Source organism: Ramlibacter sp. JJN2-2R (assembly GCF_057747835.1).
In genome coordinates this window covers 3,601,539-3,623,738 of sequence record NZ_CM173226.1, presented here as the reverse complement: position 1 = coordinate 3,623,738, position 22,200 = coordinate 3,601,539, and the positions used below count along the sequence as shown (strand labels likewise).

The following is a 22,200-nucleotide window of genomic DNA, read 5'->3' as shown; positions in this document are numbered from 1 at the left end:
GCGCTGTGCCGCGCGCGCCGGCCTTCATCCCCCCACCCCCGCAACGCAGCAGCGGCTGCGGGGGGCGTGAGGAAAAATTTCGCTATCATGGGCCGGCCTGTAAATATATGTTCAGCCCGGCTTCGCGCCGGAAGCGCGACCGGTGATGGCCGCCCTTCCCGGCAATCCTTCGATGGCCCAGCGCATCGCGCGCCGGCTGCCCACGCTCTCGCCCTCGCATCGGCAGGTCGCCGACTGGGTGCTGGCGCATCCGCTGCAGGCCGCCACCATGCCCATCGACGAACTCGCCGCCACGGTGGGCGTGTCCATCGCCACGGCCAACCGTTTCGCGCGCGCGCTGGAGTTCGAGGGTTACGCCCAGTTCCGCGCCGCCCTGGTGCTGGGCTTCGAGACGACGCTGGCGCCCGTCGAGAAGCTGCGCAGCAAGCTGCAGCGCTCGGCCGGCGTGGCCGACGTCTTCGCCAGCACGCTGGCCGACGCCGAGCGCAACCTGGCGCGCACGCGCCAGTCGCTCGACCCGCTCAGCTGTGAGCGCGCGGTCGAGGCCGTGCTGACCGCCCAGCGCGTCTTCATCGTCGGCTTCGGCAGCAGCAGCTGGCTCGGCGGCCTGCTGCAGCACAACCTCGATCCGTACCGCGACCAGGTCCACCTGCTGGCCACCCCGGAAGGCGCTTCCTTCGCGGCCAAGGTGCTCAGCCGCGCGCGGCCGGGCGACCTGCTCGTGGCGATCGCCTTTCCGCGCTATCTCGCCGACACCATGCTGCTCGCGCGGCTGGCGCGCGACGCCGGCGTGCCGGTGCTGGCGTTGACCGACCGCGTCGCCTCCCCGCTGGCGGCACTGGCCGACGTGGCGCTGTATGCGCAGGCCGACAGCCATTACTTCGCCAATTCCGAGGCCAGCGTGCTGGGGCTGATCGAAGCCCTGGCCAGCGCCGTCGCCCACCGCGCCAAGGGCTCGGTGAAGGCGGCGACGCGGCTGGCCGAGTCGGTGCTGCCCTGGCTGCAGGGTGGCACCGGCGCGCTGCGCGGCGACGCCGCCGCGCCGGCGCCGCGCCCGCGCCGCCCATCTCCACGAACGAAGAAGGCCACCAAGTGAGCGAGTCCCGACCCCGTCCCCTCGTCGTCATCCATGGCGGCGCCGGCACCATGAGCCGCGACGGCGCAGGCGCCGGGCAGCAGGCGGCCTACCAGGCCGCGCTGCAGGCCGTGCTGCTGCCGGCGCAGGACCTGCTGGCCAAGGGCGGCAGCGCCCTCGACGCCGTGTCGCTCGCGGTCGACCTGCTGGAGGACTGCCCGCTGTTCAACGCCGGCCACGGCGCCGTCTTCACCCACGACGAGACCCACGAGCTCGACGCCGCCATCATGGACGGCGCGACGCTGCGTGCCGGCGCGGTCGGCTGCGTCGCCCGCATCAAGCGGCCGCTGCGCGCCGCCCGCGCGGTGATGGAGCACACCGAGCACGTGCTGCTGGTGGGCGCCGGCGCCGAGGCGCTGGCGCAGCGCCTGGGGCTGGAGATGGTGGCGCCCGAGTACTTCTCCACCGAGCACCGGCGCGAGCAGCTGCGCCGCGCGCTGGCCACCGACAAGGCGGTGCTGGACCACGACGGTGCCGCGCTGCAGTTCCGCAGCCCCGCCGGCCCGACGTCGCCGCTGGACGAGCAGCGCAAGTTCGGCACCGTCGGCGCCGTCGCCCTCGACGCACAGGGCCACCTGGCGGCGGCCACGTCGACCGGCGGCATGACCAACAAGCAGCCCGGCCGCGTGGGCGACTGCCCCGTGATCGGCGCCGGCACCTATGCCGACGACCGCACCGCCGCGGTGTCGTGCACCGGCACCGGCGAGATGTTCATCCGCGTCGCCGCGGCTTACGACGTCTGTGCCCGCATGGCCTACGCGGGCGCCTCGCTCGAGCAGGCCGCCGAGGCGGTGGTGATGCAGGCACTGCCGGCGATCAGCGGGCGCGGCGGGCTGATTGCCGTCGACCGCCAGGGCAACTTCACCATGCCGTTCAACACCGAAGGCATGTACCGCGGCTACGCACGCGTGGGCGAGGCGCCGCGGACGGCGATCTTCCGTTGAGCGCTCCCGTGACCGTCGCCGCCTCCGAACCGACGTCGCCGACCGCCGCCGCGCTGCCGGAGCGCCGCGTCGTGCAGGTCACCGACCTGTCGGTGCGCTTCTCGACCTCCGAGCGCACGGTGGACGCGGTGCGCAACCTCTCGTTCCACGTCGACCGTGGCGAGACGCTGGCCATCGTCGGCGAATCGGGCTCGGGCAAGTCGGTGACCTCGCTGTCGCTGATGCGGCTGGTGGAGCACGGCGGCGGCCGCATCGTCGGCGGCCGGATGCTGGTGCGCCGCCGCAGCGGCCAGGTGCTGGACCTGGCGCGGGCCGACGCGGCCACGCTGCGCGGCATCCGCGGCGCCGACATCGCCATGATCTTCCAGGAGCCGATGACGTCGCTGAACCCGGTGTTCACGGCCGGCGACCAGATCGCCGAATCGATCCGCGTGCACCAGGGCAAGGACGCGGCGCAGGCGCGCGCCGAGGCGCTGCGCATGCTGGAGCTGGTGCGCATCCCCGAGGCCCGCAGCGTCCTCGACCGCTACCCGCACCAGCTGTCGGGCGGCATGCGCCAGCGCGTGATGATCGCGATGGCGCTGTCGTGCCGGCCCTCGCTGCTGATCGCCGACGAGCCGACCACGGCGCTGGACGTCACCATCCAGGCGCAGATCCTGCAGCTGATCCGCGCCCTGCAGGACGAGATGCACATGGGCGTCATGTTCATCACGCACGACATGGGCGTGGTGGCCGAGGTGGCCGATCGCGTGCTGGTGATGCACGGCGGCCGCCAGGTGGAGGAGGGCGCCTCCGAGACGGTCTTTTCGGCGCCGCGCGAGCGCTACACGCGGGCCCTGCTGGCGGCCGTGCCGCGCCTGGGGTCGATGCAGGGCACCGACCTGCCGCGCAAGTTCGACCTGCTGGACGCCGGTGAAGGCGGTGCGCGCCGGGCCGACACGGCGCCGCAGGACACGGTGCCGCCCGGCAGCGCGCCCGTGCTGCGGGTGCGCGACCTGGTCACCCGCTTCGACGTGACCGGCGGCCTGCTGGGCCGCGTCAAGCGCCGCGTGCACGCCGTGGAGAAGGTGAGCCTGGACCTCTATCCGGGCGAGACGCTGGCGCTGGTGGGCGAGTCGGGCTGCGGCAAGTCGACCACCGGCCGCTCGCTGCTGCGGCTGGTCGACAGCCAGGGCGGCGCCATCGAGTTCGGCGGCCAGGACATCCGCGCGCTGGGCACCGGCACGCTGCAGGCCCTGCGCCGCAACATCCAGCTGATCTTCCAGGACCCGTTCGCCTCGCTCGACCCGCGCGTGACCGTCGGCTACTCGATCATGGAGCCGCTGCTGGTGCACCGCATCGCCAAGGGCCGGCAGGCGCAGGACCGCGTCGACTGGCTGCTGCGCAAGGTGGGGCTGCCGGTCGAGGTGGCGCACCGCTATCCGCACGAGTTCTCCGGCGGCCAGCGCCAGCGCATCGCGATCGCGCGCGCCCTGGCGCTCAACCCCAAGGTCGTGGTCGCCGACGAATCGGTGTCGGCGCTGGACGTGTCGATCCAGGCCCAGATCGTCAACCTGATGCTGGACCTGCAGCGCGAGCTGGGCATCGCGTTCCTCTTCATCTCGCACGACATGGCCGTGGTCGAGCGCATCAGCCATCGCGTGGCGGTGATGTACCTCGGCCAGATCGTCGAGATCGGTCCGCGCCGCGCGATCTTCGAGAATCCCCAGCATCCGTACACCCGGCGCCTGATGGCGGCGGTGCCGATCGCCGACCCGAAGCGGCGCCACCTGCGGCGCGAGCTGCTGGAGGGCGAGGTGCCGAGCCCGATCCGGGACGTCGGCGACGAACCCGTCGTGCAGCCGCTGCAGCCGGTGGGACCGGGCCACTTCGTGGCGCGGCACCCGGTCGGCGGCCTGTACTGAGCAAGAGCAACCCACTTCTTCACTGAGGAGCGCACCGATGAAACATTCCCTTCCCTCGATGGCCGCCGCCGTGGCGCTGGCCGCGACGCTGTCCACGCCGGCGTTCGCCGCGAAGGACGTCGTCGCCGCCGTCGCGTCGACGTTCACGACCATGGACCCGTACGACGCCAACGACACGCTGTCGCAGGCGGTGGTCAAGTCGTTCTACCAGGGCCTGTTCGGCTTCGACAAGGACATGAAGCTGGTGCCGGTGCTGGCCGAGAGCTGGCAGGCCAGCAAGGACGGCCTGACCTACACCGTCAAGCTGAGGAAGGGCATCAAGTTCCATGACGGCACGGACTTCGATGCCGCCGCCGTCAAGGCCACCTTCGACCGCGTCACCAACCCCGAGAACAAGCTCAAGCGCTACAACCTGTACAAGAACATCGCCAAGACCGAGGCGGTGGACGCGTCGACGGTGAAGTTCACGCTGCACGAGCCGTTCTCGCCGTTCATCAATTCGCTGGCGCACCCCTCGGGCGTGATCATCTCGCCGGCCGCGCTGCAGAAGTTCGGCAGCAAGGGCATCGCGCAGAACCCGGTGGGCACCGGCCCGTTCAAGTTCGTCGAGTGGAAGCAGACCGACTACCTGAAGGTCGCCAAGTTCGACGGCTACTGGAAGAAGGGCTACCCCAAGGTCGACACCATCACCTTCCGCCCGGTGGCCGACAACAACTCGCGCAGCGCGATGATGCAGACGGGCGAGGCGCACTTCACCTTCCCGGTGCCCTACGAGCAGGCCGAGGTGCTCAAGGGCAAGCCCAACCTCGAGCTGGTGGCCGCGCCCTCGATCGTGCACCGCTACCTGTCGATGAACACGCTGCAAAAGCCCTTCGACAACGTGAAGGTGCGCGAGGCGATCAACTATGCGATCAACAAGCAGGCGCTGGCCAAGGTGGCCTTCTCCGGCTACGCGATCCCGGCCGAGGGCGTGCTGCCCAAGGGCGTGGAGTACGCGGTCAAGCTCGGCCCGTGGCCGTACGACCCGGCCAAGGCGCGGCAGCTGCTGAAGGAAGCCGGGTATCCGAACGGCTTCGAGACCCAGCTGTGGTCGGCCTACAACCACACGACGGCCCAGAAGGTGATCCAGTTCCTGCAGCAGCAGCTGGGGCAGGTGGGCATCAAGACCTCGGTGCAGGCCCTGGAGACCGGCCAGCGCGTGGAGAAGGTCGAGAGCGCGCAGGACCCGGCGACGGCACCGGTGCGCCTGTACTACGTCGGCTGGTCGTCCTCGACCGGCGAAGCCGACTGGGCGATGCGTCCGCTGCTGGCGTCCGAGTCGTTCCCGCCCAAGATGTTCAACACGGCCTACTACAAGAATCCGGCCGTCGACCAGGACATCGCCAAGGCGCTGAACACCACCGACACGGCGGAGAAGACGAAGCTGTACACCGACGCGCAAAAGCGCATCTGGGCCGACGCGCCCTGGGCCTTCCTCGTGACCGAGCAGCTGCTGTCGGCGCACGCCAAGGGCCTCACCGGCTTCCACGTGATGCCCGACGCGTCGTTCAACTTCGACGACGTCGACCTGAAGTAACCCACCCGACCGGAACCCGCCCGCGATGGCCAGCTATCTCCTCAAGCGCCTGCTCGGCCTGCTGCCGACGCTGCTGATCGTCGCGGTGCTGGTGTTCCTGTTCGTGCACATGCTGCCGGGCGACCCCGCCCGGCTGGCCGCCGGCCCCGACGCCGACCCGCAGACGGTCGCGCTGGTGCGCCAGGACCTGGGCCTGGACAAGCCGCTGGCCGTGCAGTTCGTCGATTTCTTCGGCCGCATGCTGCACGGCGACTTCGGCCACTCGTTGCGCAGCAAGCGGCCGGTGTCGACCGAGATCGGCGACCGCTTCCTGCCCACCCTGTGGCTGACGGTCGCCAGCATGGTGTGGTCGGTGGTCTTCGGCATGGCCATCGGCATCGGCTCGGCCGTGTTCCGCAACCGCTGGCCCGACCGCCTGGGCATGACGCTGGCGGTCTCGGGCATCTCGTTCCCGGCCTTCGCCCTGGGCATGCTGCTGATGCAGGTGTTCTCGGTGCAGCTCGGCTGGCTGCCCACCGTGGGCGCCGACACCTGGCGCCACTACCTGCTGCCCTCGATCACGCTGGGGGCCGGTGTCGCCGCCGTGATGGCGCGCTTCACCCGCGCCTCGTTCGTCGAGGTCATCCAGGAGGACTTCGTGCGCACCGCGCGGGCCAAGGGCCTGGACGAGCGCGTCGTCATCCTCAAGCATTGCCTGCGCAATGCGCTCATTCCGGTCGTCACCATGATGGGCCTGCAGTTCGGCTTCCTGCTGGGCGGCTCGATCGTGGTGGAGACCGTCTTCAACTGGCCCGGGCTGGGCCGCCTGCTGGTGGACGCCGTGACGATGCGCGACTACCCGGTGATCCAGGCCCTGGTGCTGCTGTTCTCGCTCGAGTTCATCGTGATCAACCTGACCGTGGACCTGCTGTACGGCTTCATCAACCCCACGATCCGCTACCGATGACCGCACCTTCGCTCCCGCCCGTCGTCGACGCCGCGGCCCCCGAAGCGGACGCCGCCCCGGCGGTGGCCGCCAGTGCGGCCGTGCGCACGCCGTGGACCGAGTTCTGGCGCAAGTTCCGCCGGCAGCACGTGGCGCTGGTGGCGCTGGCGTTCGTGCTGCTGCTGGTGGCCGTGGCGCTGCTCGCGCCCTGGATCGCGCCCTACGACGCCGAGAACTTCTTCGACTACGACCGCATCAACCAGGGGCCGTCGTGGCAGCACTGGATGGGGGTCGATCCGCTCGGGCGCGACATCTTCAGCCGCATCCTGTACGGCGCGCGGCTGTCGCTGGCGGCGGGCTTCTTCTCGGTGGCGCTGGGCGGCATCGTCGGCGCGGCGCTCGGCCTGCTGGCGGGCTACTACGGCGGCTGGTGGGAGCGCATCGTGATGCGCATCTCCGACGTGCTGCTGGCCTTTCCGGGCATCCTGCTGGCGCTCGGCGTCGTCGCCATCCTGGGCAGCAGCATGGTCAACGTGGTGGTCGCGGTGTCGGTGTTCAGCGTGCCGGCGTTCGCGCGCCTGGTGCGCGGCAACACGCTGGTGCTCAAGCAGATGACCTACGTGGAGGCGGTGCGCAGCGTCGGTGCCTCCGACTGGACCATCGTCATGCGCCACATCCTGCCCGGCAGCATCTCGGCGATCGTCGTCTACTTCACCATGCGGCTGGGCACGTCCATCATCACCGCGGCCAGCCTGTCGTTCCTGGGCATGGGCGCGCAGCCGCCGACGCCCGAGTGGGGCGCCATGCTCAACGAGGCGCGGGCCGACATGGTGAACGCGCCGCACGTGGCGCTGTTCCCCAGCCTGGCGATCTTCTTCACCGTGCTGGCGTTCAACCTGCTGGGCGACGGCCTGCGCGACGCGCTCGACCCGAAGATCGACCGGACCTGACGCCGATGGCCCTGCCGCCGCCCCACATCGGATCGCTGCCCGGCGGGCCGCGCGACGCGATCACCGACGTGGCCGGCGTCACCGTGGGCCACCACACCCTGGCCGGCGGCGACCTGCAGACCGGTGTCACCGTGGTGCGTCCGCATCCCGGCGATCCCTACCGCGACAAGGTGCCCGCGGCGGCCGTGGTGCTCAACGGCTTCGGCAAGAGCGTCGGCCTGGTGCAGGTGGCCGAGCTGGGCGTGCTGGAGACGCCGATCGCGCTGACCAACACCTATTCCGTCCCGGCGGTCGCGCAGGCCCAGATCCGCCACTGCATCGCCGCCAATCCCGAGAGCGGCCGCGCACTGCCCACCGTGAACCCGCTGGTGTTCGAGTGCAACGACGGCTTCCTGAACGACATCCAGCGCATGGCCGTGACCGGGGAGCACTACGCCCAGGCCCTGGGCGCCTGCGGCGTCGACGTGGGGCAGGGGTCGGTGGGGGCGGGGCGCGGCATGTCGTGCTTCGGCCTCAAGGGCGGCATCGGGAGCGCGTCGCGCCGCGTCGCCGGCGGCGTCCACACCGTGGGCGCGCTGGTGCTGGCCAATTTCGGCAAGCCCGAGCAGCTCGTCGTGGCCGGCCATCCGGTGGGGCGCCACCTGGCCGGGCGCACCGGCGCCGGCGAAGGGCGGCCCGAGAAGGGGTCGATCATCCTGCTGCTGGCGACCGACGCGCCGCTCGATGCGCGGCAGCTTCGCCGGCTGGCCCTGCGCGCCGGCGCGGGCCTGGCGCGCACCGGCTCGGTGTTCGGCCACGGCAGCGGCGACATCGCGCTGGCGTTCTCGACGGCGTACACCTTGCCGCACCTGCCCGAGCGGCCGATGCCGGCCGTCGCGCTGCTGCACGAGGCGCGGCTGGACGATCTGTTCCAGGCCGCCGCCGACAGCTGCGAGCAGGCCATCGTGCATGCCTTGTGGCACGCGGCACCGGTGACGGGCCGCGACGGCCACCACCGTGAAGCGCTGGCCACCCTCCTGGCCGGCTGGCCGTCCCTCGCAGGCCCGACCGCATGAAGATCCTCATCTCCACCGACATCGAAGGCGTCGCCGGGGTGGTGCACCCGCAGCAGACGCGCGCCGGCAATCCCGAGTACGAGCGCGCCCGCGTGCTGATGGCGCACGAGGCCAATGCCGCGATCGCCGGCGCTTTCGACGCCGGCGCCACCGAGGTGCTGGTCAACGACTCGCACGGCGACTTCCGCAACATGCCGGCCGAACTGCTGGATCCGCGCGCGCAGTCGGTGCTGGGCAAGCCGCGCCTGCTCGGCATGATGGCCGGCGTCGACCAGGGCGTCGACGCCGTCTGCCTGGTGGGCTACCACTCGCGTGCCGGCGGCCGCGGCATCCTGGCGCACACGACCAACAGCTTCGCGTTCGCGCGCGTGCTGTTCGACGGCCAGGAGATGGGCGAGGCGGGCATGTACGGCGCCCTGGCCGGCGAGTTCGGCGTGCCGGTGGTGATGGCCAGCGGCGACGACGTGTTCATCGACGAGCACCGGCCGCTGTTCCCGCAGGCCGTGTTCGTGCAGACCAAGCAGGCGACGGGGCAGGCCAGCGGGATCAGCCTGGCGCCGCAGGCGGCCCGCGACGCGATCCGCGCCGGCGTGGCCGCGGCGCTGCGGCATCCGCGGCCGGCGCCCTATGTGCTGCGCGCGCCGCTGGCGGTGCGCATCCGCACCCAGACGCCGGCGCTGGCCGACCTGTTCTGCCAGTGGCCGGCGCTCGAGCGCCTGGCCGCCGACGAAGTCGGCTTCGAGGCGCCGTCGGCGCAGGCGGCGGTGCGCATGGTCAACTGCCTGTCGGCGATGTCGTCGGTGCTGCGCTGAGCACGCGACCGTGCGCGTGAGCGCGATCAGGCCGAGGTCAGCGCCCGGGCCCGGAAATTCGCCACCGCCTTCACCAGCGCCTTGCGCACCTCGGCGATCTCCGCGGGCTTGATCAGCTGGTCGGCGAAGCCGTCCAGGGCCAGCGGCGCCCCGTAGGCGGTGAGCGCCACGACCGGCAGGTAGCGGCTCAGTTCCAGGCCGAGGTCGAGGCCGCTGCCGTCCGGCAACCCGAGGTCGGCCAGGACCACGTCGAAGCGCAGGTCCGCGTCCGCCGCCATCTCGCGCGCGCGCCCGCAGGTGGAGGCGTGGGTCATCTTCCAGCCGATCGTGGACAGCGCGAACTGCATCGCATCGGCCGCGTCGGCGTTGTCCTCGACGTACAGCACGTGCAGCGGCCGCTGCGCGCCGTCGTCCTCCTCCGGCCCGCCGGTCGTGGCCGGGGCGAACGGCAGCACCAGGCGGAAGGTCGCGCCCTGCCCGGGGCCGGCGCTCGACGCCACGATCTCGCCGCCGTGCTGGGCCGCGATCCCGGCGCTGACCGCCAGGCCGAGTCCGAGCCCGCCGAAGCGGCGCGCGATGTCGGGGCCGCCCTGCTCGTAGGGGTCGAAGATGAACGGCAGCACCGCGGGGTCGATGCCGACGCCGGTGTCCGCCACCTCGACCGCCAGCGACCGGTCGTTCGAATGGGTCCGCACCGTGACGTCGCCCGGGGCCGGGGTGAACCGGAACGCGTTGTCCAGCAGGTTGGCCACCACCTGGCGGATGCGGTCCGGGTCGGCACGCACCTCGCAGGCGTCCGCATCGAGGTGCAGCTGCAACTGTAGCTGCCGGCCCGCGGCCTCGTGGCGGGCGGCCTCGACGCACTCGCGCAGCAGGCGGTGCATGTCGACCCGCTGCGGGCGCAGGGCGAGCTTGCCCGTGGCGAGCGCGCTGTGGTCCAGCAGGTCGTCCACCAGGCGGCTGCCGGCCTCGGCCTGGCGCCGGACGCTGCGCGCCAGGCCCTCGTCGGCGCCGGCCTCGCCGAGCCGGCGGCCGAGGATCGCCGCCGACGAGGCGATCGGCGCCAGCGCCGCCCGCAGTTCGTGGGCGATGGAGCCGATGAACACGTCGCGCACGGCGTTCACCGCGGCCGCCTTCTCGACCTGGCTGCGCAGGGCGCGGCTGGCCCGGTACTGCAGCGTCGCATCCCGTGCCAGCAGGCTGTAGCGGCGCCGTGCGCCTGGCGCCACGCTGTCGGGCAGGCACGAGACCTCGGCCCACATCCGCAGGCCGTCGCGGCGCTGCATCCAGCCGCTCTCGGTGCACGCGCCGGCGTGGCTGGCGGCCCGCAGGCGACCGACGATGTCCGAGCCGCCGGCGTCGGCGCCGAACAGCGCGTCGACCGGCCGGCCGACGACATGGCGCGGCTCGTAGCCCAGCACCAGCGCGGCGCCGCGGTTGCACGAGCGGATGATCCACGTCTCGTCCAAGGCGAACATGGCCTGGCGCTCCATCAGCCAGGCCGTCGCGTGCGAGAACCCGGAGTCCGGCTGGGCTGCCGTGGCGTGCGGCATGGCGAGGGCGCGCGCGATCGCCCCACGCAGCCGGCGCAGGCTGGCCTTGGCCACGAAGTCGACCGCGCCGGCCCGCAACGCATCGACGGCGTGGCCGACCTCGGCCGAGCCGGACGCGACGATCACCGGCGTCGCCGGCGCCTGCCGCTGCACGTCGGCGATGGCCTCGAGGCCGGAATAGCCGCGGATGTTGAAGTCCGACACGACGAACGACCAGCGCCCGCCTTCCAGCGCCGCCAGGAACGGCTCCCGGGCATGCACGCGCGTGACCGAAGCGCGCGGCAGGATGGCCAGCACCTCGGTGGAAATCAGCTCGGCATCGAACGGGGAATCGTCCAGGATCAGGACGTCGTGGCGGCCCACCGCTCGCAGGCTCGTCAACGCGTGGTGCGGTGCGCTCATCCACGCAGTGTACGGACATCGCCACGGAAGAGCCGCTGCCTCGAGCATGGCCCTGTCCCGACCCGGCCTTTGCGTACCTTCTGCCGCATGTTTTTCCGACATGTCACGACCTGCGCCGCTGCGACAGTCAGCATTGGCGGCCCACGCTGGTCGCGCCGACCGCATCGAAGGAGCACATGCAATTGGAAGAGCACAACGATCTCGTCGCGACCGGCATTGCCGGGCTGGACGACATCCTCCTGGGCGGCATCCGCCGCCACAACAACATCCTGGTCGAAGGCGCGCCGGGCGCCGGCAAGACCACGCTCGGCCTGGGATTCATCCATGCCGGCGCGGCGCATTTCGACGAGCCGGGCGTGATCATCTCGTTCGAGCTGGAGCCGCAGAAGCTGCTGCGCGACGCGGCCGGCTTCAACTGGGACCTGGAAGCGCTGATCCGGCAGAACAAGGTGAAGATCATCCAGACCAGCCCGGCGGTGCTGCTGGAGGAGTTCCGCTCCGACGAGGGCGTGCTGGCCCAGGAGCTGCGGGCCATCGGCGCCAAGCGGCTGCTGATCGACGGCCTCACGCCGCTGAAGCTGTACGCCGAATACCACCACACGCCCTTCCGCGAGGACATGCACACGCTGGTGGAAGGGCTCAACCGCCTGGGCGTCACCACCCTCATCACCGCCGAACGCGGCGACACCACGGCCACGGGCCAGGAGCACGAGCGCTTCGTCTTCGATACGATCATCACCTTGATGAGGCAGGAACACCGCCGCCGCGGCTCGCGCAAGCTCCGGGTCCTGAAGTCCCGGGGCCAGGACTTCATCGACGGCGAGCACACGCTGACGATCGAGGCCGGCTCCGGCATCCATGTCTACCGCCGGGCCCAGTCGCGCCCGAAGGTCACCGCGCTGCAATCAACCTCGTCCGAGCGCATCACCACCGGCAGCCGCGAGCTCGATGCCCTGATGGACGGCGGGCTGTACCGCGGCTCGGTCACCATGGTCTCGGGCATCTCGGGCACCGGCAAGACCGTCTCGGGCGTGCAGTTCCTGTGCGCCAACGCCATGCAGGGCCGGCGCGGCCTGCTGGTCACGCTCGACGAGCATCCGGACCAGATCATGCGCAACTCCGCCACGCTGGGCGTCGACCTGCGCCGCCACGTCGACGAAGGGCGGATCCTGATCCACTACGAGTCGCCGCTGGAGCTGGACCTGGACATCCACTTCGACCGCATCCTGCGGCTGTGCGAGTCGCAGCACCTGGACTGCATCGTGTTCGACTCGATCGCCGTGTACGAGATGGCGGCGCAGGCCGAGGCGGCCGACTACCTCTATGCCCTCGCCACGTTCTTCAAGGGGCGGCTGGCCACCGTCTACTTCAACTACGAGAGTCCCGAGCTGCTGGGCGTGTCGCAGATCAGCCAGGAGCTCAAGGGCTCGCACCTGGTCGACAACATCATCCTCTTGAGCTACGTGGAGATCTCGACCCGGCTGCGGCGCGCCGTCACGGTGCCCAAGGTGCGCGGCAGCAAGAACGTGCAGGAGACGCGCGAATACGCCATCGGCAAGGGCGGGATCAGCATCCTCGAGGAGGCCGCCGCCGAGCAGACGGCGGAACTGGCGGTCCCGCAGCTGCCCTTCAGCGCCTACTACGGACTGCTGTCGCGGTCGCCCACGCGCAAGAGCCCGGCGATCGAAGAGGCCATCGCGCACGGCGAGGACCTGCCGGATTCGGTCCCCAGCGAGCCGGCGCGCCAATGAACCAGCCGCGAACGGCATCGGCGCTTCCGGATCCGGGCTGGTCCAGCTGGGAGCCGATGCTGATGCAGTTCGCGCAGGCGACCTCCTGCACCATCTCGCTGTACGCCGCCGACGGCGAGGTCGTCATCGGCCCGCTGGCCGCCAGCGAAACCGGCCAGGCACTGGCGCAATCGGCATTCTTTCGCGCCGGCGGCCCCGGCCGGGCCTTCGAGGTGTCGCTGGTGGCGCAGGCCGCGCTGCGCCTGGAGACCATCGAAGGCAACTACCTCGACCAGCTGGCGGTGGTGGCAGTCCCCATCGTGATGTTCGGCCAGTGCTTCGGCGTGATCGTCTTCGGCTGGCTGCCCCTGGCCTTCGCGACCTCGCTGGGGTCGGAGCGCATCGCCAGGGCCGCCGGCATCGACGGCCGGCGCCTGTGGAGCGCGCTGCGGCTGCAGACCCCGCTGGGCCGCGCGCGCCTGGACCTGTACACGCGCCTGCTGTCCAGCCTGGTGGCCGCCAACGCCCGGCTGCGCGAGACGCTCAACGAGATCAACGCCATCAGCCGCATGCGCGAGGAGTACTTGGCGCGCATCGCGCACGAGCTGCGCACGCCGCTCAGCTCGGTGATGCTGCGGCTGTCGGCGCTGCTCAGCACGTCGCTGGACAACCCGCCGCAGATCAAGGCCGCCCTCGAGGCGATCGTGCGCAACGTGCGCGAGGAGTCGCGGATGATCGACGACATCGTCGATTCGGCCCGAAGCCGCACCGGCCAGTTGTCGATCACGCCGGTGCCCTGCAACCTGCTGGAGGTGGTGCAGGCCGCCGTCGCCACCATCGAGCCGCAGGCCGAGGCCAAGGGCGTGCAGGTCGAGATCCTCTGGTCCGGGTCCGTCCCCGAACTGGTCGAGGGCGACCCGGGGCGCCTGCAGCAGGCGTTCTGGAACCTGCTCGCCAACGCGGTGAAGTTCACCCCGCGCGGCGGCAAGGTGACCATCGCGCATTCGCGCCGGGAAGGCATGCACGGCATCGCGATCGTCGACACCGGCGCCGGCATCGACCGGGCCATGCTGGCGCGCATCTTCGAGCCGTTCGTGCGCGCGCGCACCGACAACGACACCGGGCTGGGCCTGGGCCTGGCGATCGCGCGCCACATCGTGGACCTGCACAGCGGCCGCATCCTGGCCGACAGCGAGGGGGCGGGGCAGGGGACCACGTTCACCGTCCTGCTCCCGGCGCATGCGGGGTCGGGGGCCCAGGGGCGGCCCTCCGGACCGCCGGCCCTCAGCAGGTGACCAGGTCGGTGTGGCCGAAGCCCTGCGTGTAGTCGAGCACCGAGATCACCGTCGGCGTCACGCGGAACAGGCGCACCTCGTCGGGCGTGGGCATCTTCATCGGCAGTGGCGCGGCATCGGGGTACTTCAGCGGCAGCATGCGCAGGACCTTCTCGGCCTCGGCGCGGTCGACGACCGGCTGGGCGTGGGCGGCCATCGACAGGCCGCTGATCGCCATCAGGTCGGCCGTGTCGTGGTCGATCGTCAGTGACAGCCGGTCGTCGTGGGCCAGGTTCCTGGCCTTCTGGCTGTCCAGGCCGCAGAGGAAGTACAGCGTCAGGCCGTCGTTCACGTAGCCGACGGTGGTCGCCTGTGGCCAGCCGTCCGGCCGCAGCGTCGCCACCGTCATGATGCGGTGCTGGTCGAGCAGCGCCAGGATCTTGCGTCGCATCCCGTCGTCCATGGGGCGCCTCCGGACTCCCCGAGGGGGATCGCCCCCATCCTGGGCCGCGGGCGCCTGGCGGCCTTGATTGCCGTCAACTGCGGGCGATCGGCGCGTGGCCGGTTTGCCCTGCGGCTACTTCAGCCGTGCGGTGTCGATCTGGAAGATGAAGGGGAACCGGGTCGCCCAGTCGAGGTACTTGCGGGTGCCCGACTCCGACAGGCCCCACAGCCGGCCCTGGTCGTCCACGGTCAGGTCTTCCAGGCCGGCCACCATTTCGTGCTCGGCCAGCACGCGGCCCTGCCGGTCGAGCCGGTACAGCCGGCCCCACTTGCCGTTGCTGGCCGACACCCACAGGTGGCCCGCCTTGTCGAAGGCGGCGCCCTGCGCCTCCAGCGGCACCGGGATCGATTCGACCGCGCGGTCCTCCCTGACCGTCTGGCCGTCGAAGTCGTCGAACAGGCGCGGGTCCAGGCGGAACATGCGGGCCTTGGCCTGCTCCCGGGTCCAGGTGCCGATCCAGAGGGCCTGGCCGTCGAACGTGGCATAGGAGCCGCGCAGCTCGCCGGCGATCTTCACCGCCCGCGACGCCCCGGCCGAGGTGCCCGCGACCAGCGCCTTCTCGATGTCGACCAGGAACAGCTGCCGCGTGTCGGCCAGGAACAGGCGGCCGTTGCCTACGTGGGCCAGGCCGCCCGAGTGCGTGCACGTGCCGGGCGGAATGTCGAAGCTGCCCGTGGTGCGGCCGGTGGCCATCTCGATGCGGAAGACGCGGCAGGGCCCGGTATTGGCCTTCAGGTCGGGCGTGGGCTTGTAGCTGCTCACGAACAGGTGGCCGCCCGCGCTGGCCAGCCCCTGCGGCACGTAGCCGTCGTCCAGGCTCGGCGTCCAGATGCGGTGCGACAGGGCGGCGACGTTGGGCACCGCCTCGGTCGTCGCATCCAGATAGGTCGGGCGCGTGCCCAGCGCCGTCGGCGCTTGCGGGGCGCTGGCGCATCCGGCCAGCCACAGTGCCGCCGCGAGGGCGAATCGTGCGAATCCCATGGGCGAGGTCTCCTGCGTGGTTCCCGGCGCGCCGAGCGCACCCTTGCGGAGGCCGCGCGCCATGTCGGCGGGCGGCCTGCGGCGCTTCAGCGGTCGAGCGCCAGGTGGCGTGCCAGCGCGTCCAGGTGGGCCGGGCCCAGCACCTGCGGCTTGACCTCGTCCTCGGCCGCCGTCTCGTTCTCGTGGCCCTGCACGGCGGCACGCATCTCCTCCAGGCTGTCCCAGACGATCACGTCGTTGGCCGGGCACATGTGCTTGAGGGTGTGGTACCAGTAGTAGCCGTCGGCACCGCCGAACAGCTTGTCGATGCCGGCCAGGTCGTTGGGCTTGATGCGGTGCTGCTGCAGCAGCTCGTCCAGCACCTTGTGGGAAAGGATGTACGTCATGGTGGGGTGGCGCGGTTCGCCCTCGGAACCATGCGGGAAAGTGGGCCGCGGATTGTACGACCGCGGGCCCGCGGCTCAGCACTTGGAGGCCCGCCGCGGCGCACGCGATCGGAGGCGAACCGTATGATCATCCGTTCCTCCACTGACTCAACAACTGAAGAGAGCGATTCTATGGACCTGGGCATTGCGGGCAGATGGGCGCTGGTGTGCGGCGCGAGCAAGGGGCTGGGCTTCGGCTGCGCCCAGGCGCTGGCGCGTGAAGGCGTGAACGTGCTGCTGGTCGCGCGCGGCGCGCCGGCACTGCAGCAGGCGGTCGACACGCTCGAGGCCGACCCGGCCCTGCCGAAGGGCACGCAGGTGCAGCAGGTGGCCGCCGACATCACCACCGCCGAAGGCCGCGCCGCGGTGTTCGCGGTGCGCAAGGACTTCGACATCGTGGTCACCAACGCGGGCGGCCCGCCGCCGGGCAACTTCCGCGACTGGGACCGCGAGGCCTGGATCAAGGCGGTGGACGCCAACATGCTCGCCCCGATCGAATTGATCAAGGCCACGGTCGACGGCATGGCGGCGCGCGGCTTCGGGCGCATCGTCAACATCACGTCGTCGTCGGTGAAGGCGCCGATCGACATCCTCGGCCTGTCCAACGGCGCGCGCAGCGGGCTGACCGGCTTCGTCGCGGGCGTGGCCCGCACGCGCAACCTGGCGTCGGCCAACGTGACGATCAACAACCTGCTGCCGGGAGCGTTCGCCACCGACCGGCTGCGCGCGACCATGGAAGGCGCTGTGAAGAAGACGGGGCAGACCATGGAGGCGGTCGAGGCCGCGCGGCTGAACACGATTCCGGCCCATCGGTTCGGCAACGCCGCCGAGTTCGGCGCCACCTGCGCATTCCTGTGCAGCGCTCACGCGAGCTACATCACCGGCCAGAACGTCCTGATCGACGGCGGCGCCTACCCGGGCACGCACTGAGCGGCGCAAGGCGCCGGAGCGCCTCACGGACGTCCTCGCGTCAGCGACGCGAGGACACCAGGATCCCGCCGACGATCAGCACGAACGCCACGCCGTGGTACACGTGCGGCAGTTCGCCGAGGAACGCCGCCGACAGCAGGGCGGCGAACAGCGGCGTCAGGTTGGAGAAGAAGCCGGCGATGTTGGGGCCCACGCGCTGCACGCCCAGTCCCCAGGACCGGTAGGCCAGGATCGCCGGCCCGAGCGCGATGTAGACCAAGGCGGCGATGACCGGCCAGCCCCACGCGATGTGCTGCGGCCCGGCCGCCCACTCCCCGGCCGCGAACAGCGCCGACCAGCCGAGGCCGAACACCATCTGCGCCATCAGGAACGCGGCCCAGTCGCCGCGGATCTCCGGCGGGTCGCCCGGGCGCACCAGCAGCCAGCTGTAGAGGGCCCAGGCGGCGGTGGCCAGCAGCACGAAGAAATCGCCCGGCACCAGCCGCACCTGCAGCAGCACGTCCCAGTCGCCGCGGCTCAGGACCACCAGCACGCCGCTGACGGACAGCACCGCGCCGGCGAGCTGGCGCAGCGTGATGCGCTGGCCGAAGAACAGGGCCCCCATCGCCAGCATCCAGGCCGGCATGCTGGCGGCCACCAGCGTCACGTTCAGCGGCGTGGAGGTCTTGAGCGCCAGGTACTGCAGCGCGTTGTAGCAGCCCACGCCCAGCAGGCCGAGCACCGCGAAGCGCCGCCACCGGGGCCACAGCGGGCTGCCGCGCCGCAACAGCCGGCCGGCGAACGGCAGCAGCAGCACGAGCGCGATCGCCCAGCGCAGGAAATTGAGCGTGATCGGCGGCACCTGGCCCGCCATCAGCCGCCCGACCACCGCGTTGCCCGCCCAGAGGAGGGGTGGCAGGACGAGCATGGCGGCGGTGGCGGGAGTCAAACGCTGGTGCATGGCGCAACTGTAGTGGCGCCCGGCAGGCGCGCGGGTTTCGTGGCAGGATGGCGCGCCGTTTCGCAGTCGCCACCAACGAGGAGAACACACACCATGAGCCGTGCCGTCCAGATCGAACGCAATGGCGGTCCCGAGGAGATGAAGATCGTCGACGTGCAGGTCGGCGATCCCGGGCCCGGCCAGATCCGCATCCGCCACAAGGCGGTGGGCCTGAACTTCATCGACGTGTACCAGCGCACCGGCCTGTACAAGCTGCCGATGCCGCTGCAACTGGGCATGGAGGCCTCGGGCATCGTCGAGGCCGTGGGCGAGGGCGTCACCCACCTGAAGGCGGGCGACCGCGCCGCCTACGCCAGCAACCCCCCGGGCAGCTACAGCGAGGTGCGCGTGATGCCCGCCACCACCGTGTGCAAGCTGCCCGACGCGATCGACTTCGACACCGGCGCGGCCATGATGCTCAAGGGCCTGACCGCGCAGTACCTGCTCAAGCGCACCCAGCCGCAGGGCGGCCTGAAGGCGGGCGACTTCGTGCTGTTCCACGCCGCCGCCGGCGGGGTCGGCCTGATCGCCTGCCAGTGGGCCAAGGCGATGGGCCTGCAGTTGATCGGCACCGCGGGCTCGGACGCCAAGTGCCAGCTGGCCAGGGAGCTGGGCGCCACCCACATGATCAACTACGCGAAGGAAGACTTCGCAGCCCGGGTCAAGGAAATCACCGGCGGCAAGGGCGTGAAGGTGGTGTACGACTCGGTCGGCAAGGACACCTGGGACAAGTCGCTCGACTGCCTGCAGCCGTTCGGCCTGATGGCCAGCTTCGGCAATGCCTCCGGCCCGGTGCCGCCCTTCGCCCCCGGCATCCTGGGCCCCAAGGGCTCGCTGTACGTCACGCGCCAGACCCTGTTCACCCACATCGCCACCCGCGAGGCCACGCAGGCCATGGCCGACGACCTGTTCGCGGCCGTCACCGGCGGCCAGGTGAAGATCCGCATCGACCAGCGCTATCCGCTGGAGCAGGTGCAGCAGGCGCACCGCGACCTCGAGGCGCGCAAGACCACCGGCTGCACCATCCTCACGCTGTGAGCGCGCGCGAGCCGCTGCCCGGCGACTGGCTCGCCGCGCTGCCCGCGCGCCTCGAGCAGCCGCCGGCACGGCCGCGGGACCCGCTGCTCTGGCGCGGCATTCCCATCGGTTCGGTCGAACCGGCCATCGTCCAGGCGCTGCAGCACGGCGCGGCGGCGGCGCCGCTGGCGCTGCGGCAGGACGCGGCCGGCGTGCATCTCGAGGCTGCCCAGCTGACGGCGGCCCTGGCCGAGCTGGCGCTGCGCCTGCGCGCCGCGGGCCTGGCGCACGTGTGGCGCGACGAGCAGCTGCCCGTCTGCGGCCCCGGCGGCGCGGTTCTCGGCAGCGTCGAGCGCGCCGTGGTGCGCCCCCTGGGCATCGCCACGCGCGCGGTGCACCTCGTGGGCTGGACCGGCGACGGCGCGCAGTGGGTGCAGCAGCGCTCGCTCACCAAGGCCAACGACCCCGGCCTCTGGGACACGCTCATGGGCGGCATGGTCCCCGCGGGCGACAGCCTCGAGCAGGCGCTGGCCCGGGAGACCTGGGAGGAGGCGGGCTTGCGCCTGGGCCAGCTCGAACAGCTGCGCTGGTGCGGCCGCGTCCGCACCAGCCGGCCGACGTCGGCCGGCGAATGCGGCTACATCGTCGAGACCATCGACTGGTGGTCCTGCGTGGTCCCGGCCGGTGTCGAGCCGGTCAACCAGGACGGCGAAGTGGCCCGCTTCCAGCGCATGGGGGCGGCGCAACTGTGCGATGCACTGCTGGCCGGCGACTTCACGCTCGAGGCGCAGGGCGTGCTCGCCGCGGCAGTCCGCGACGGGTCCTGAACGCGCATTCCTACAGCCGCTTGGCGGGCGGGCTTGCACTCGCGTTGCGTGCCCTTCGGTAGATTGGCGTCATTGACATCGACCGCCCCGGCCCGGGCCGGGCGGCTGCCATGGACTGGAGTTGCCTCAATGGCGTTGCGCGCCTATATCGTCGAAGACAGCCCGACCATCCGCGAAAACCTGATCGAGACGTTGCAGGAACTGGCGCAGGTCGAGGCCGTGGGCCTGGCCGACACCGAGGCCGAGGCCAAGGGCTGGCTGCGCCAGCACGAGGACGCCTGGGACATCGCCGTGGTCGATCTCTTCCTGCGCGAAGGCACCGGCCTGCGGGTGGTCGAGGCGGCCCGCCAGCGCCAGCCGTGGCAGAAGGTCATCGTGCTGAGCAACCACGCCACCTCGGACATGCGCCGCCGCTGCGCGCAGCTGGGCGCCGACGCGGTGTTCGACAAGTCCACCGAGATCGACGCCTTGCTCGACTATTGCGTCAAGGCGCGCGGGGCGCTCGAGACCGCCTGAGCCTCCGGTTCGAAAATCGGCGCCTGCGGCTGTTGCCGGCAGGGCGTCGCGCGGGTCAGTCGACCGCGTCGGGGTCGGCCGCGGCGAGCACGTCGCTGCGCAGCCGGCTGGGTGCCAGCGCGCCGGCCGATTCCAGGATCGGGTAGGCGATCGAGCAGATGTGGGAGTTGATCCGCTTCAGGTCGCTGATCAGGTCGATGTGCAGCGAGCTCGTCTCGATGCTTTGCACCGTGTTGCCCGATAGCCGCTGCAGGTGGGTGGCGGCGTAGGCGTGCTCGAGGTCGCGAAAGCGCGCCTTCTCCTCCAGTAGCCGCTGCGCGTCGCGCACCGAACCGTTGAGGAACACGCTCATGCCCAGGCGCAGGTTGTCGATCAGGCGCGCATGCAGCTCGGTGATCTCGGCCATGCCCGCATCGGAGAAGTTGCGCCCCTTGCGGATCTTCTTGTCCTCGATGTCGATCAGGATGCGCTCGATCGTGTCGCCGATCTGCTCCATGTTGATCGTGAAGCTGATGATGTCGGTCCAGCGCCGGCTTTCCTCCTCGCCCAGCGCCTCGCGCGAGATCTTGGTGAGGTAGTACTTGATCGCCGAATAGAGCTCGTCGACGGTGTCGTCCAGCTTGCGCAGTTCGCCGGCCAGGGCCAGGTCGTTGGTGCGGATGACGGTGACGACGCCCTGCAGCATGGTCTCGACGATGTCGGCCTGGTGCAGGGCCTCGCGCGCCGCGCACGAGATGGCGAGCGAAGGGGTCGCCAGCGCCGACGGGTCCAGGTGGCGCGGCCGGCTGCCGACGGCGCTGCGCGTCGGGCGCGGCAGCATGTCGAGCACCAGCCGGGCCACCGGCCGCAGCAGCCCGAGGAACAGCACGGCCATGGCGATGTTGAATGCCAGGTGGAACAGCACGACCGTGTTGGCGTCGTTGCCGGCCAGCGGCCGCGCGTAGCGCATCCAGAGCGGGATGCAGGGCACGGCGACCAGCACGCCCAGCGCCTTGAAGACCAGGTTGCCCAGCGGCACGTGCCGCACCTCGATCGCCGAGCGCGCCGTCGTGGCCACGCCGAGCAGGCCGCTGCCGAGGTTGGCGCCCAGCACCAGGCCCAGCGCCATGTCCACCGAGACGATGCCTGTGGAGGTCAGCGCCGCCGTCAGCAGCACGATCGCCAGGCTGGAGTACGACACCAGCGCCAGGCCCGCGCCCACCAGGATCTCCAGCGGCCGCTCGCTGTTGATGGAGGACAGCAGCGCCTGCACCACGGGCGAGCGCACCATGATCTGGGTGGACTCGGAGATCAGGCGCAGCGCCAGCAGCATCAGCCCGAGGCCGATCAGCACGCGGCCGAAGCGGCCGGCGTTGGTGGACGGGCGCGAGATGAACAGCACCACGCCCAGGAAGATCAGCAGCGGCGACAGCCAGGACAGGTCGAACGAGAACACGACCGCCATCAGGCTGGTGCCGATGTCGGCCCCGAGCATCACGGCCAGCGCGAGCGGCAGCGTGATCAGCCCCTGGCCGACGAAGGACGAGACGATCAGCCCGGTGGCGGTGCTGGACTGCAGCAGGGCCGTGACGCCGATGCCGGAGATGGCCGCGGTGAACCGGTTGCCGATGCTGCGGGCGAGCACGTGGCGCAGGTTGGCGCCGAAGACGCGCAGGATGCCGACGCGGACGAGGTGGGTACCCCAGACCAGCAGCGCCACCGCTGCCAGGAGGTTGAGCAGGTGCTTCATGCTTGAGGCACCCGATGATAGTCGGCCTCAG

At 71.2% G+C, this 22,200-nt stretch carries 20 protein-coding genes; 14 read left to right on the top strand and 6 right to left on the bottom strand.

Annotation, left to right across the window (positions count from 1 at the left end; all coding sequences use genetic code 11):
* Positions 1 to 145: 145 nt before the first annotated feature.
* From AC3ANR_RS17550 to AC3ANR_RS17515, 8 genes are read left to right on the top strand one after another with little or no spacing between them, the layout of a single operon-like run.
* Positions 146 to 1,096: a MurR/RpiR family transcriptional regulator gene (locus AC3ANR_RS17550; protein WP_488289391.1), complete on the top strand. Its 951-nt coding sequence runs from the start codon at positions 146 to 148 to the stop codon at positions 1,094 to 1,096.
* Between the two features lie 50 nt (positions 1,097 to 1,146).
* Complete coding sequence (locus AC3ANR_RS17545; protein ID WP_488291839.1) at positions 1,147 to 2,079, top strand: isoaspartyl peptidase/L-asparaginase family protein; 933 nt, start codon at positions 1,147 to 1,149, stop codon at positions 2,077 to 2,079.
* 8 nt (positions 2,080 to 2,087) lie between these two features.
* Complete coding sequence (locus tag AC3ANR_RS17540; protein ID WP_488289390.1) at positions 2,088 to 3,983, top strand: dipeptide ABC transporter ATP-binding protein; 1,896 nt, start codon at positions 2,088 to 2,090, stop codon at positions 3,981 to 3,983.
* Between the two features lie 37 nt (positions 3,984 to 4,020).
* Positions 4,021 to 5,559 carry a glutathione ABC transporter substrate-binding protein GsiB gene (gene gsiB, locus AC3ANR_RS17535; protein WP_488289389.1) on the top strand — a complete coding sequence of 513 codons (1,539 nt, stop codon included), beginning with the start codon at positions 4,021 to 4,023 and terminating at the stop codon, positions 5,557 to 5,559.
* Positions 5,560 to 5,584: 25 nt separating this feature from the next.
* The gene (gene gsiC / locus AC3ANR_RS17530; RefSeq protein WP_488289388.1) at positions 5,585 to 6,505 is read left to right on the top strand and encodes a glutathione ABC transporter permease GsiC; all 921 of its coding nucleotides are present in this window, start codon (positions 5,585 to 5,587) and stop codon (positions 6,503 to 6,505) included.
* Complete coding sequence (gene gsiD, locus AC3ANR_RS17525) at positions 6,502 to 7,434, top strand: glutathione ABC transporter permease GsiD (RefSeq protein ID WP_488289387.1); 933 nt, start codon at positions 6,502 to 6,504, stop codon at positions 7,432 to 7,434. The genes gsiC and gsiD overlap by 4 nt, the downstream gene beginning before the upstream one ends.
* A 5-nt stretch (positions 7,435 to 7,439) precedes the next feature.
* Positions 7,440 to 8,489, top strand: a complete 1,050-nt coding sequence (locus AC3ANR_RS17520) for a DmpA family aminopeptidase (RefSeq protein ID WP_488289386.1) — start codon at positions 7,440 to 7,442, stop codon at positions 8,487 to 8,489.
* Entirely contained in the window at positions 8,486 to 9,301 is an 816-nt protein-coding gene (locus tag AC3ANR_RS17515) for a M55 family metallopeptidase (protein ID WP_488289385.1), read from the top strand. The genes AC3ANR_RS17520 and AC3ANR_RS17515 overlap by 4 nt, the downstream gene beginning before the upstream one ends.
* 26 nt (positions 9,302 to 9,327) lie before the next feature.
* On the opposite strand, the gene AC3ANR_RS17510 is transcribed toward AC3ANR_RS17515, so the two are convergent.
* Positions 9,328 to 11,256: a hybrid sensor histidine kinase/response regulator gene (locus AC3ANR_RS17510; RefSeq protein ID WP_488289384.1), complete on the bottom strand. Its 1,929-nt coding sequence runs from the start codon at positions 11,254 to 11,256 to the stop codon at positions 9,328 to 9,330.
* 176 nt (positions 11,257 to 11,432) lie between these two features.
* On the opposite strand from AC3ANR_RS17510, the gene AC3ANR_RS17505 reads away from it, so the two are divergent.
* Positions 11,433 to 13,007 carry an ATPase domain-containing protein gene (locus AC3ANR_RS17505; protein WP_488289383.1) on the top strand — a complete coding sequence of 525 codons (1,575 nt, stop codon included), beginning with the start codon at positions 11,433 to 11,435 and terminating at the stop codon, positions 13,005 to 13,007.
* A complete protein-coding gene (locus AC3ANR_RS17500) occupies positions 13,004 to 14,281 on the top strand; it encodes a sensor histidine kinase (protein WP_488289382.1) in 1,278 nt (425 codons plus the stop codon). Before AC3ANR_RS17505 ends, AC3ANR_RS17500 begins: the two co-directional genes overlap by 4 nt.
* Here AC3ANR_RS17500 and AC3ANR_RS17495 read toward each other — a convergent pair.
* The 3 genes from AC3ANR_RS17495 to AC3ANR_RS17485 all read right to left on the bottom strand — a co-directional run bounded on the left by AC3ANR_RS17495 (position 14,271) and on the right by AC3ANR_RS17485 (position 16,132).
* Complete coding sequence (locus AC3ANR_RS17495) at positions 14,271 to 14,723, bottom strand: pyridoxamine 5'-phosphate oxidase family protein (RefSeq protein WP_488289381.1); 453 nt, start codon at positions 14,721 to 14,723, stop codon at positions 14,271 to 14,273. The two genes, AC3ANR_RS17500 and AC3ANR_RS17495, sit on opposite strands and share 11 nt — an antisense overlap.
* A gap of 114 nt (positions 14,724 to 14,837) precedes the next feature.
* Positions 14,838 to 15,746, bottom strand: a complete 909-nt coding sequence (locus AC3ANR_RS17490; protein ID WP_488289380.1) for an SMP-30/gluconolactonase/LRE family protein — start codon at positions 15,744 to 15,746, stop codon at positions 14,838 to 14,840.
* An 86-nt stretch (positions 15,747 to 15,832) separates the two neighbouring features.
* Positions 15,833 to 16,132, bottom strand: coding sequence for a hypothetical protein (locus tag AC3ANR_RS17485; protein WP_488289379.1), 300 nt, complete (start codon positions 16,130 to 16,132; stop codon positions 15,833 to 15,835).
* Positions 16,133 to 16,303: 171 nt separating this feature from the next.
* Between AC3ANR_RS17485 and AC3ANR_RS17480 the strand changes: the two genes are divergently transcribed.
* Positions 16,304 to 17,101: an SDR family oxidoreductase gene (locus tag AC3ANR_RS17480; protein ID WP_488291838.1), complete on the top strand. Its 798-nt coding sequence runs from the start codon at positions 16,304 to 16,306 to the stop codon at positions 17,099 to 17,101.
* A gap of 40 nt (positions 17,102 to 17,141) precedes the next feature.
* Here the strand turns inward: AC3ANR_RS17480 and AC3ANR_RS17475 are convergent, their stop codons facing one another.
* Entirely contained in the window at positions 17,142 to 18,041 is a 900-nt protein-coding gene (locus AC3ANR_RS17475) for a DMT family transporter (RefSeq protein ID WP_488289378.1), read from the bottom strand.
* Between the two features lie 93 nt (positions 18,042 to 18,134).
* Between AC3ANR_RS17475 and AC3ANR_RS17470 the strand changes: the two genes are divergently transcribed.
* The 3 genes from AC3ANR_RS17470 to AC3ANR_RS17460 all read left to right on the top strand — a co-directional run bounded on the left by AC3ANR_RS17470 (position 18,135) and on the right by AC3ANR_RS17460 (position 20,440).
* Positions 18,135 to 19,118, top strand: a complete 984-nt coding sequence (locus AC3ANR_RS17470; protein ID WP_488289377.1) for a quinone oxidoreductase family protein — start codon at positions 18,135 to 18,137, stop codon at positions 19,116 to 19,118.
* The gene (locus tag AC3ANR_RS17465; RefSeq protein WP_488289376.1) at positions 19,115 to 19,924 is read left to right on the top strand and encodes an NUDIX hydrolase; all 810 of its coding nucleotides are present in this window, start codon (positions 19,115 to 19,117) and stop codon (positions 19,922 to 19,924) included. The genes AC3ANR_RS17470 and AC3ANR_RS17465 overlap by 4 nt, the downstream gene beginning before the upstream one ends.
* Before the next feature lie 129 nt (positions 19,925 to 20,053).
* On the top strand, positions 20,054 to 20,440 hold the full coding sequence (locus AC3ANR_RS17460; RefSeq protein WP_488289375.1) for a response regulator: 387 nt from the start codon (positions 20,054 to 20,056) through the stop codon (positions 20,438 to 20,440).
* A gap of 55 nt (positions 20,441 to 20,495) precedes the next feature.
* Here AC3ANR_RS17460 and AC3ANR_RS17455 read toward each other — a convergent pair whose 3' ends face one another.
* Positions 20,496 to 22,169 carry a Na/Pi cotransporter family protein gene (locus tag AC3ANR_RS17455; protein WP_488289374.1) on the bottom strand — a complete coding sequence of 558 codons (1,674 nt, stop codon included), beginning with the start codon at positions 22,167 to 22,169 and terminating at the stop codon, positions 20,496 to 20,498.
* Positions 22,170 to 22,200 lie beyond the last annotated feature (31 nt).

Excerpts from the sequence above, each read along its gene's own strand:
- AC3ANR_RS17550 (WP_488289391.1), top strand. The coding sequence starts at position 146 with ATGGCCGCCCTTCCCGGCAATCCTTCGATGGCCCAGCGCATCGCGCGC.
- AC3ANR_RS17545 (WP_488291839.1), top strand. The coding sequence starts at position 1,147 with ATGAGCCGCGACGGCGCAGGCGCCGGGCAGCAGGCGGCCTACCAGGCC.
- gsiB (WP_488289389.1), top strand. The coding sequence starts at position 4,021 with ATGAAACATTCCCTTCCCTCGATGGCCGCCGCCGTGGCGCTGGCCGCG.
- gsiC (WP_488289388.1), top strand. The coding sequence starts at position 5,585 with ATGGCCAGCTATCTCCTCAAGCGCCTGCTCGGCCTGCTGCCGACGCTG.
- gsiD (WP_488289387.1), top strand. The coding sequence starts at position 6,502 with ATGACCGCACCTTCGCTCCCGCCCGTCGTCGACGCCGCGGCCCCCGAA.
- AC3ANR_RS17520 (WP_488289386.1), top strand. The coding sequence starts at position 7,440 with ATGGCCCTGCCGCCGCCCCACATCGGATCGCTGCCCGGCGGGCCGCGC.
- AC3ANR_RS17515 (WP_488289385.1), top strand. The coding sequence starts at position 8,486 with ATGAAGATCCTCATCTCCACCGACATCGAAGGCGTCGCCGGGGTGGTG.
- AC3ANR_RS17510 (WP_488289384.1), bottom strand. The coding sequence starts at position 11,256 with ATGAGCGCACCGCACCACGCGTTGACGAGCCTGCGAGCGGTGGGCCGC.
- AC3ANR_RS17505 (WP_488289383.1), top strand. The coding sequence starts at position 11,433 with ATGCAATTGGAAGAGCACAACGATCTCGTCGCGACCGGCATTGCCGGG.
- AC3ANR_RS17500 (WP_488289382.1), top strand. The coding sequence starts at position 13,004 with ATGAACCAGCCGCGAACGGCATCGGCGCTTCCGGATCCGGGCTGGTCC.
- AC3ANR_RS17495 (WP_488289381.1), bottom strand. The coding sequence starts at position 14,723 with ATGGACGACGGGATGCGACGCAAGATCCTGGCGCTGCTCGACCAGCAC.
- AC3ANR_RS17490 (WP_488289380.1), bottom strand. The coding sequence starts at position 15,746 with ATGGGATTCGCACGATTCGCCCTCGCGGCGGCACTGTGGCTGGCCGGA.
- AC3ANR_RS17485 (WP_488289379.1), bottom strand. The coding sequence starts at position 16,132 with ATGACGTACATCCTTTCCCACAAGGTGCTGGACGAGCTGCTGCAGCAG.
- AC3ANR_RS17480 (WP_488291838.1), top strand. The coding sequence starts at position 16,304 with ATGGACCTGGGCATTGCGGGCAGATGGGCGCTGGTGTGCGGCGCGAGC.
- AC3ANR_RS17475 (WP_488289378.1), bottom strand. The coding sequence starts at position 18,041 with ATGCACCAGCGTTTGACTCCCGCCACCGCCGCCATGCTCGTCCTGCCA.
- AC3ANR_RS17470 (WP_488289377.1), top strand. The coding sequence starts at position 18,135 with ATGAGCCGTGCCGTCCAGATCGAACGCAATGGCGGTCCCGAGGAGATG.
- AC3ANR_RS17460 (WP_488289375.1), top strand. The coding sequence starts at position 20,054 with ATGGCGTTGCGCGCCTATATCGTCGAAGACAGCCCGACCATCCGCGAA.
- AC3ANR_RS17455 (WP_488289374.1), bottom strand. The coding sequence starts at position 22,169 with ATGAAGCACCTGCTCAACCTCCTGGCAGCGGTGGCGCTGCTGGTCTGG.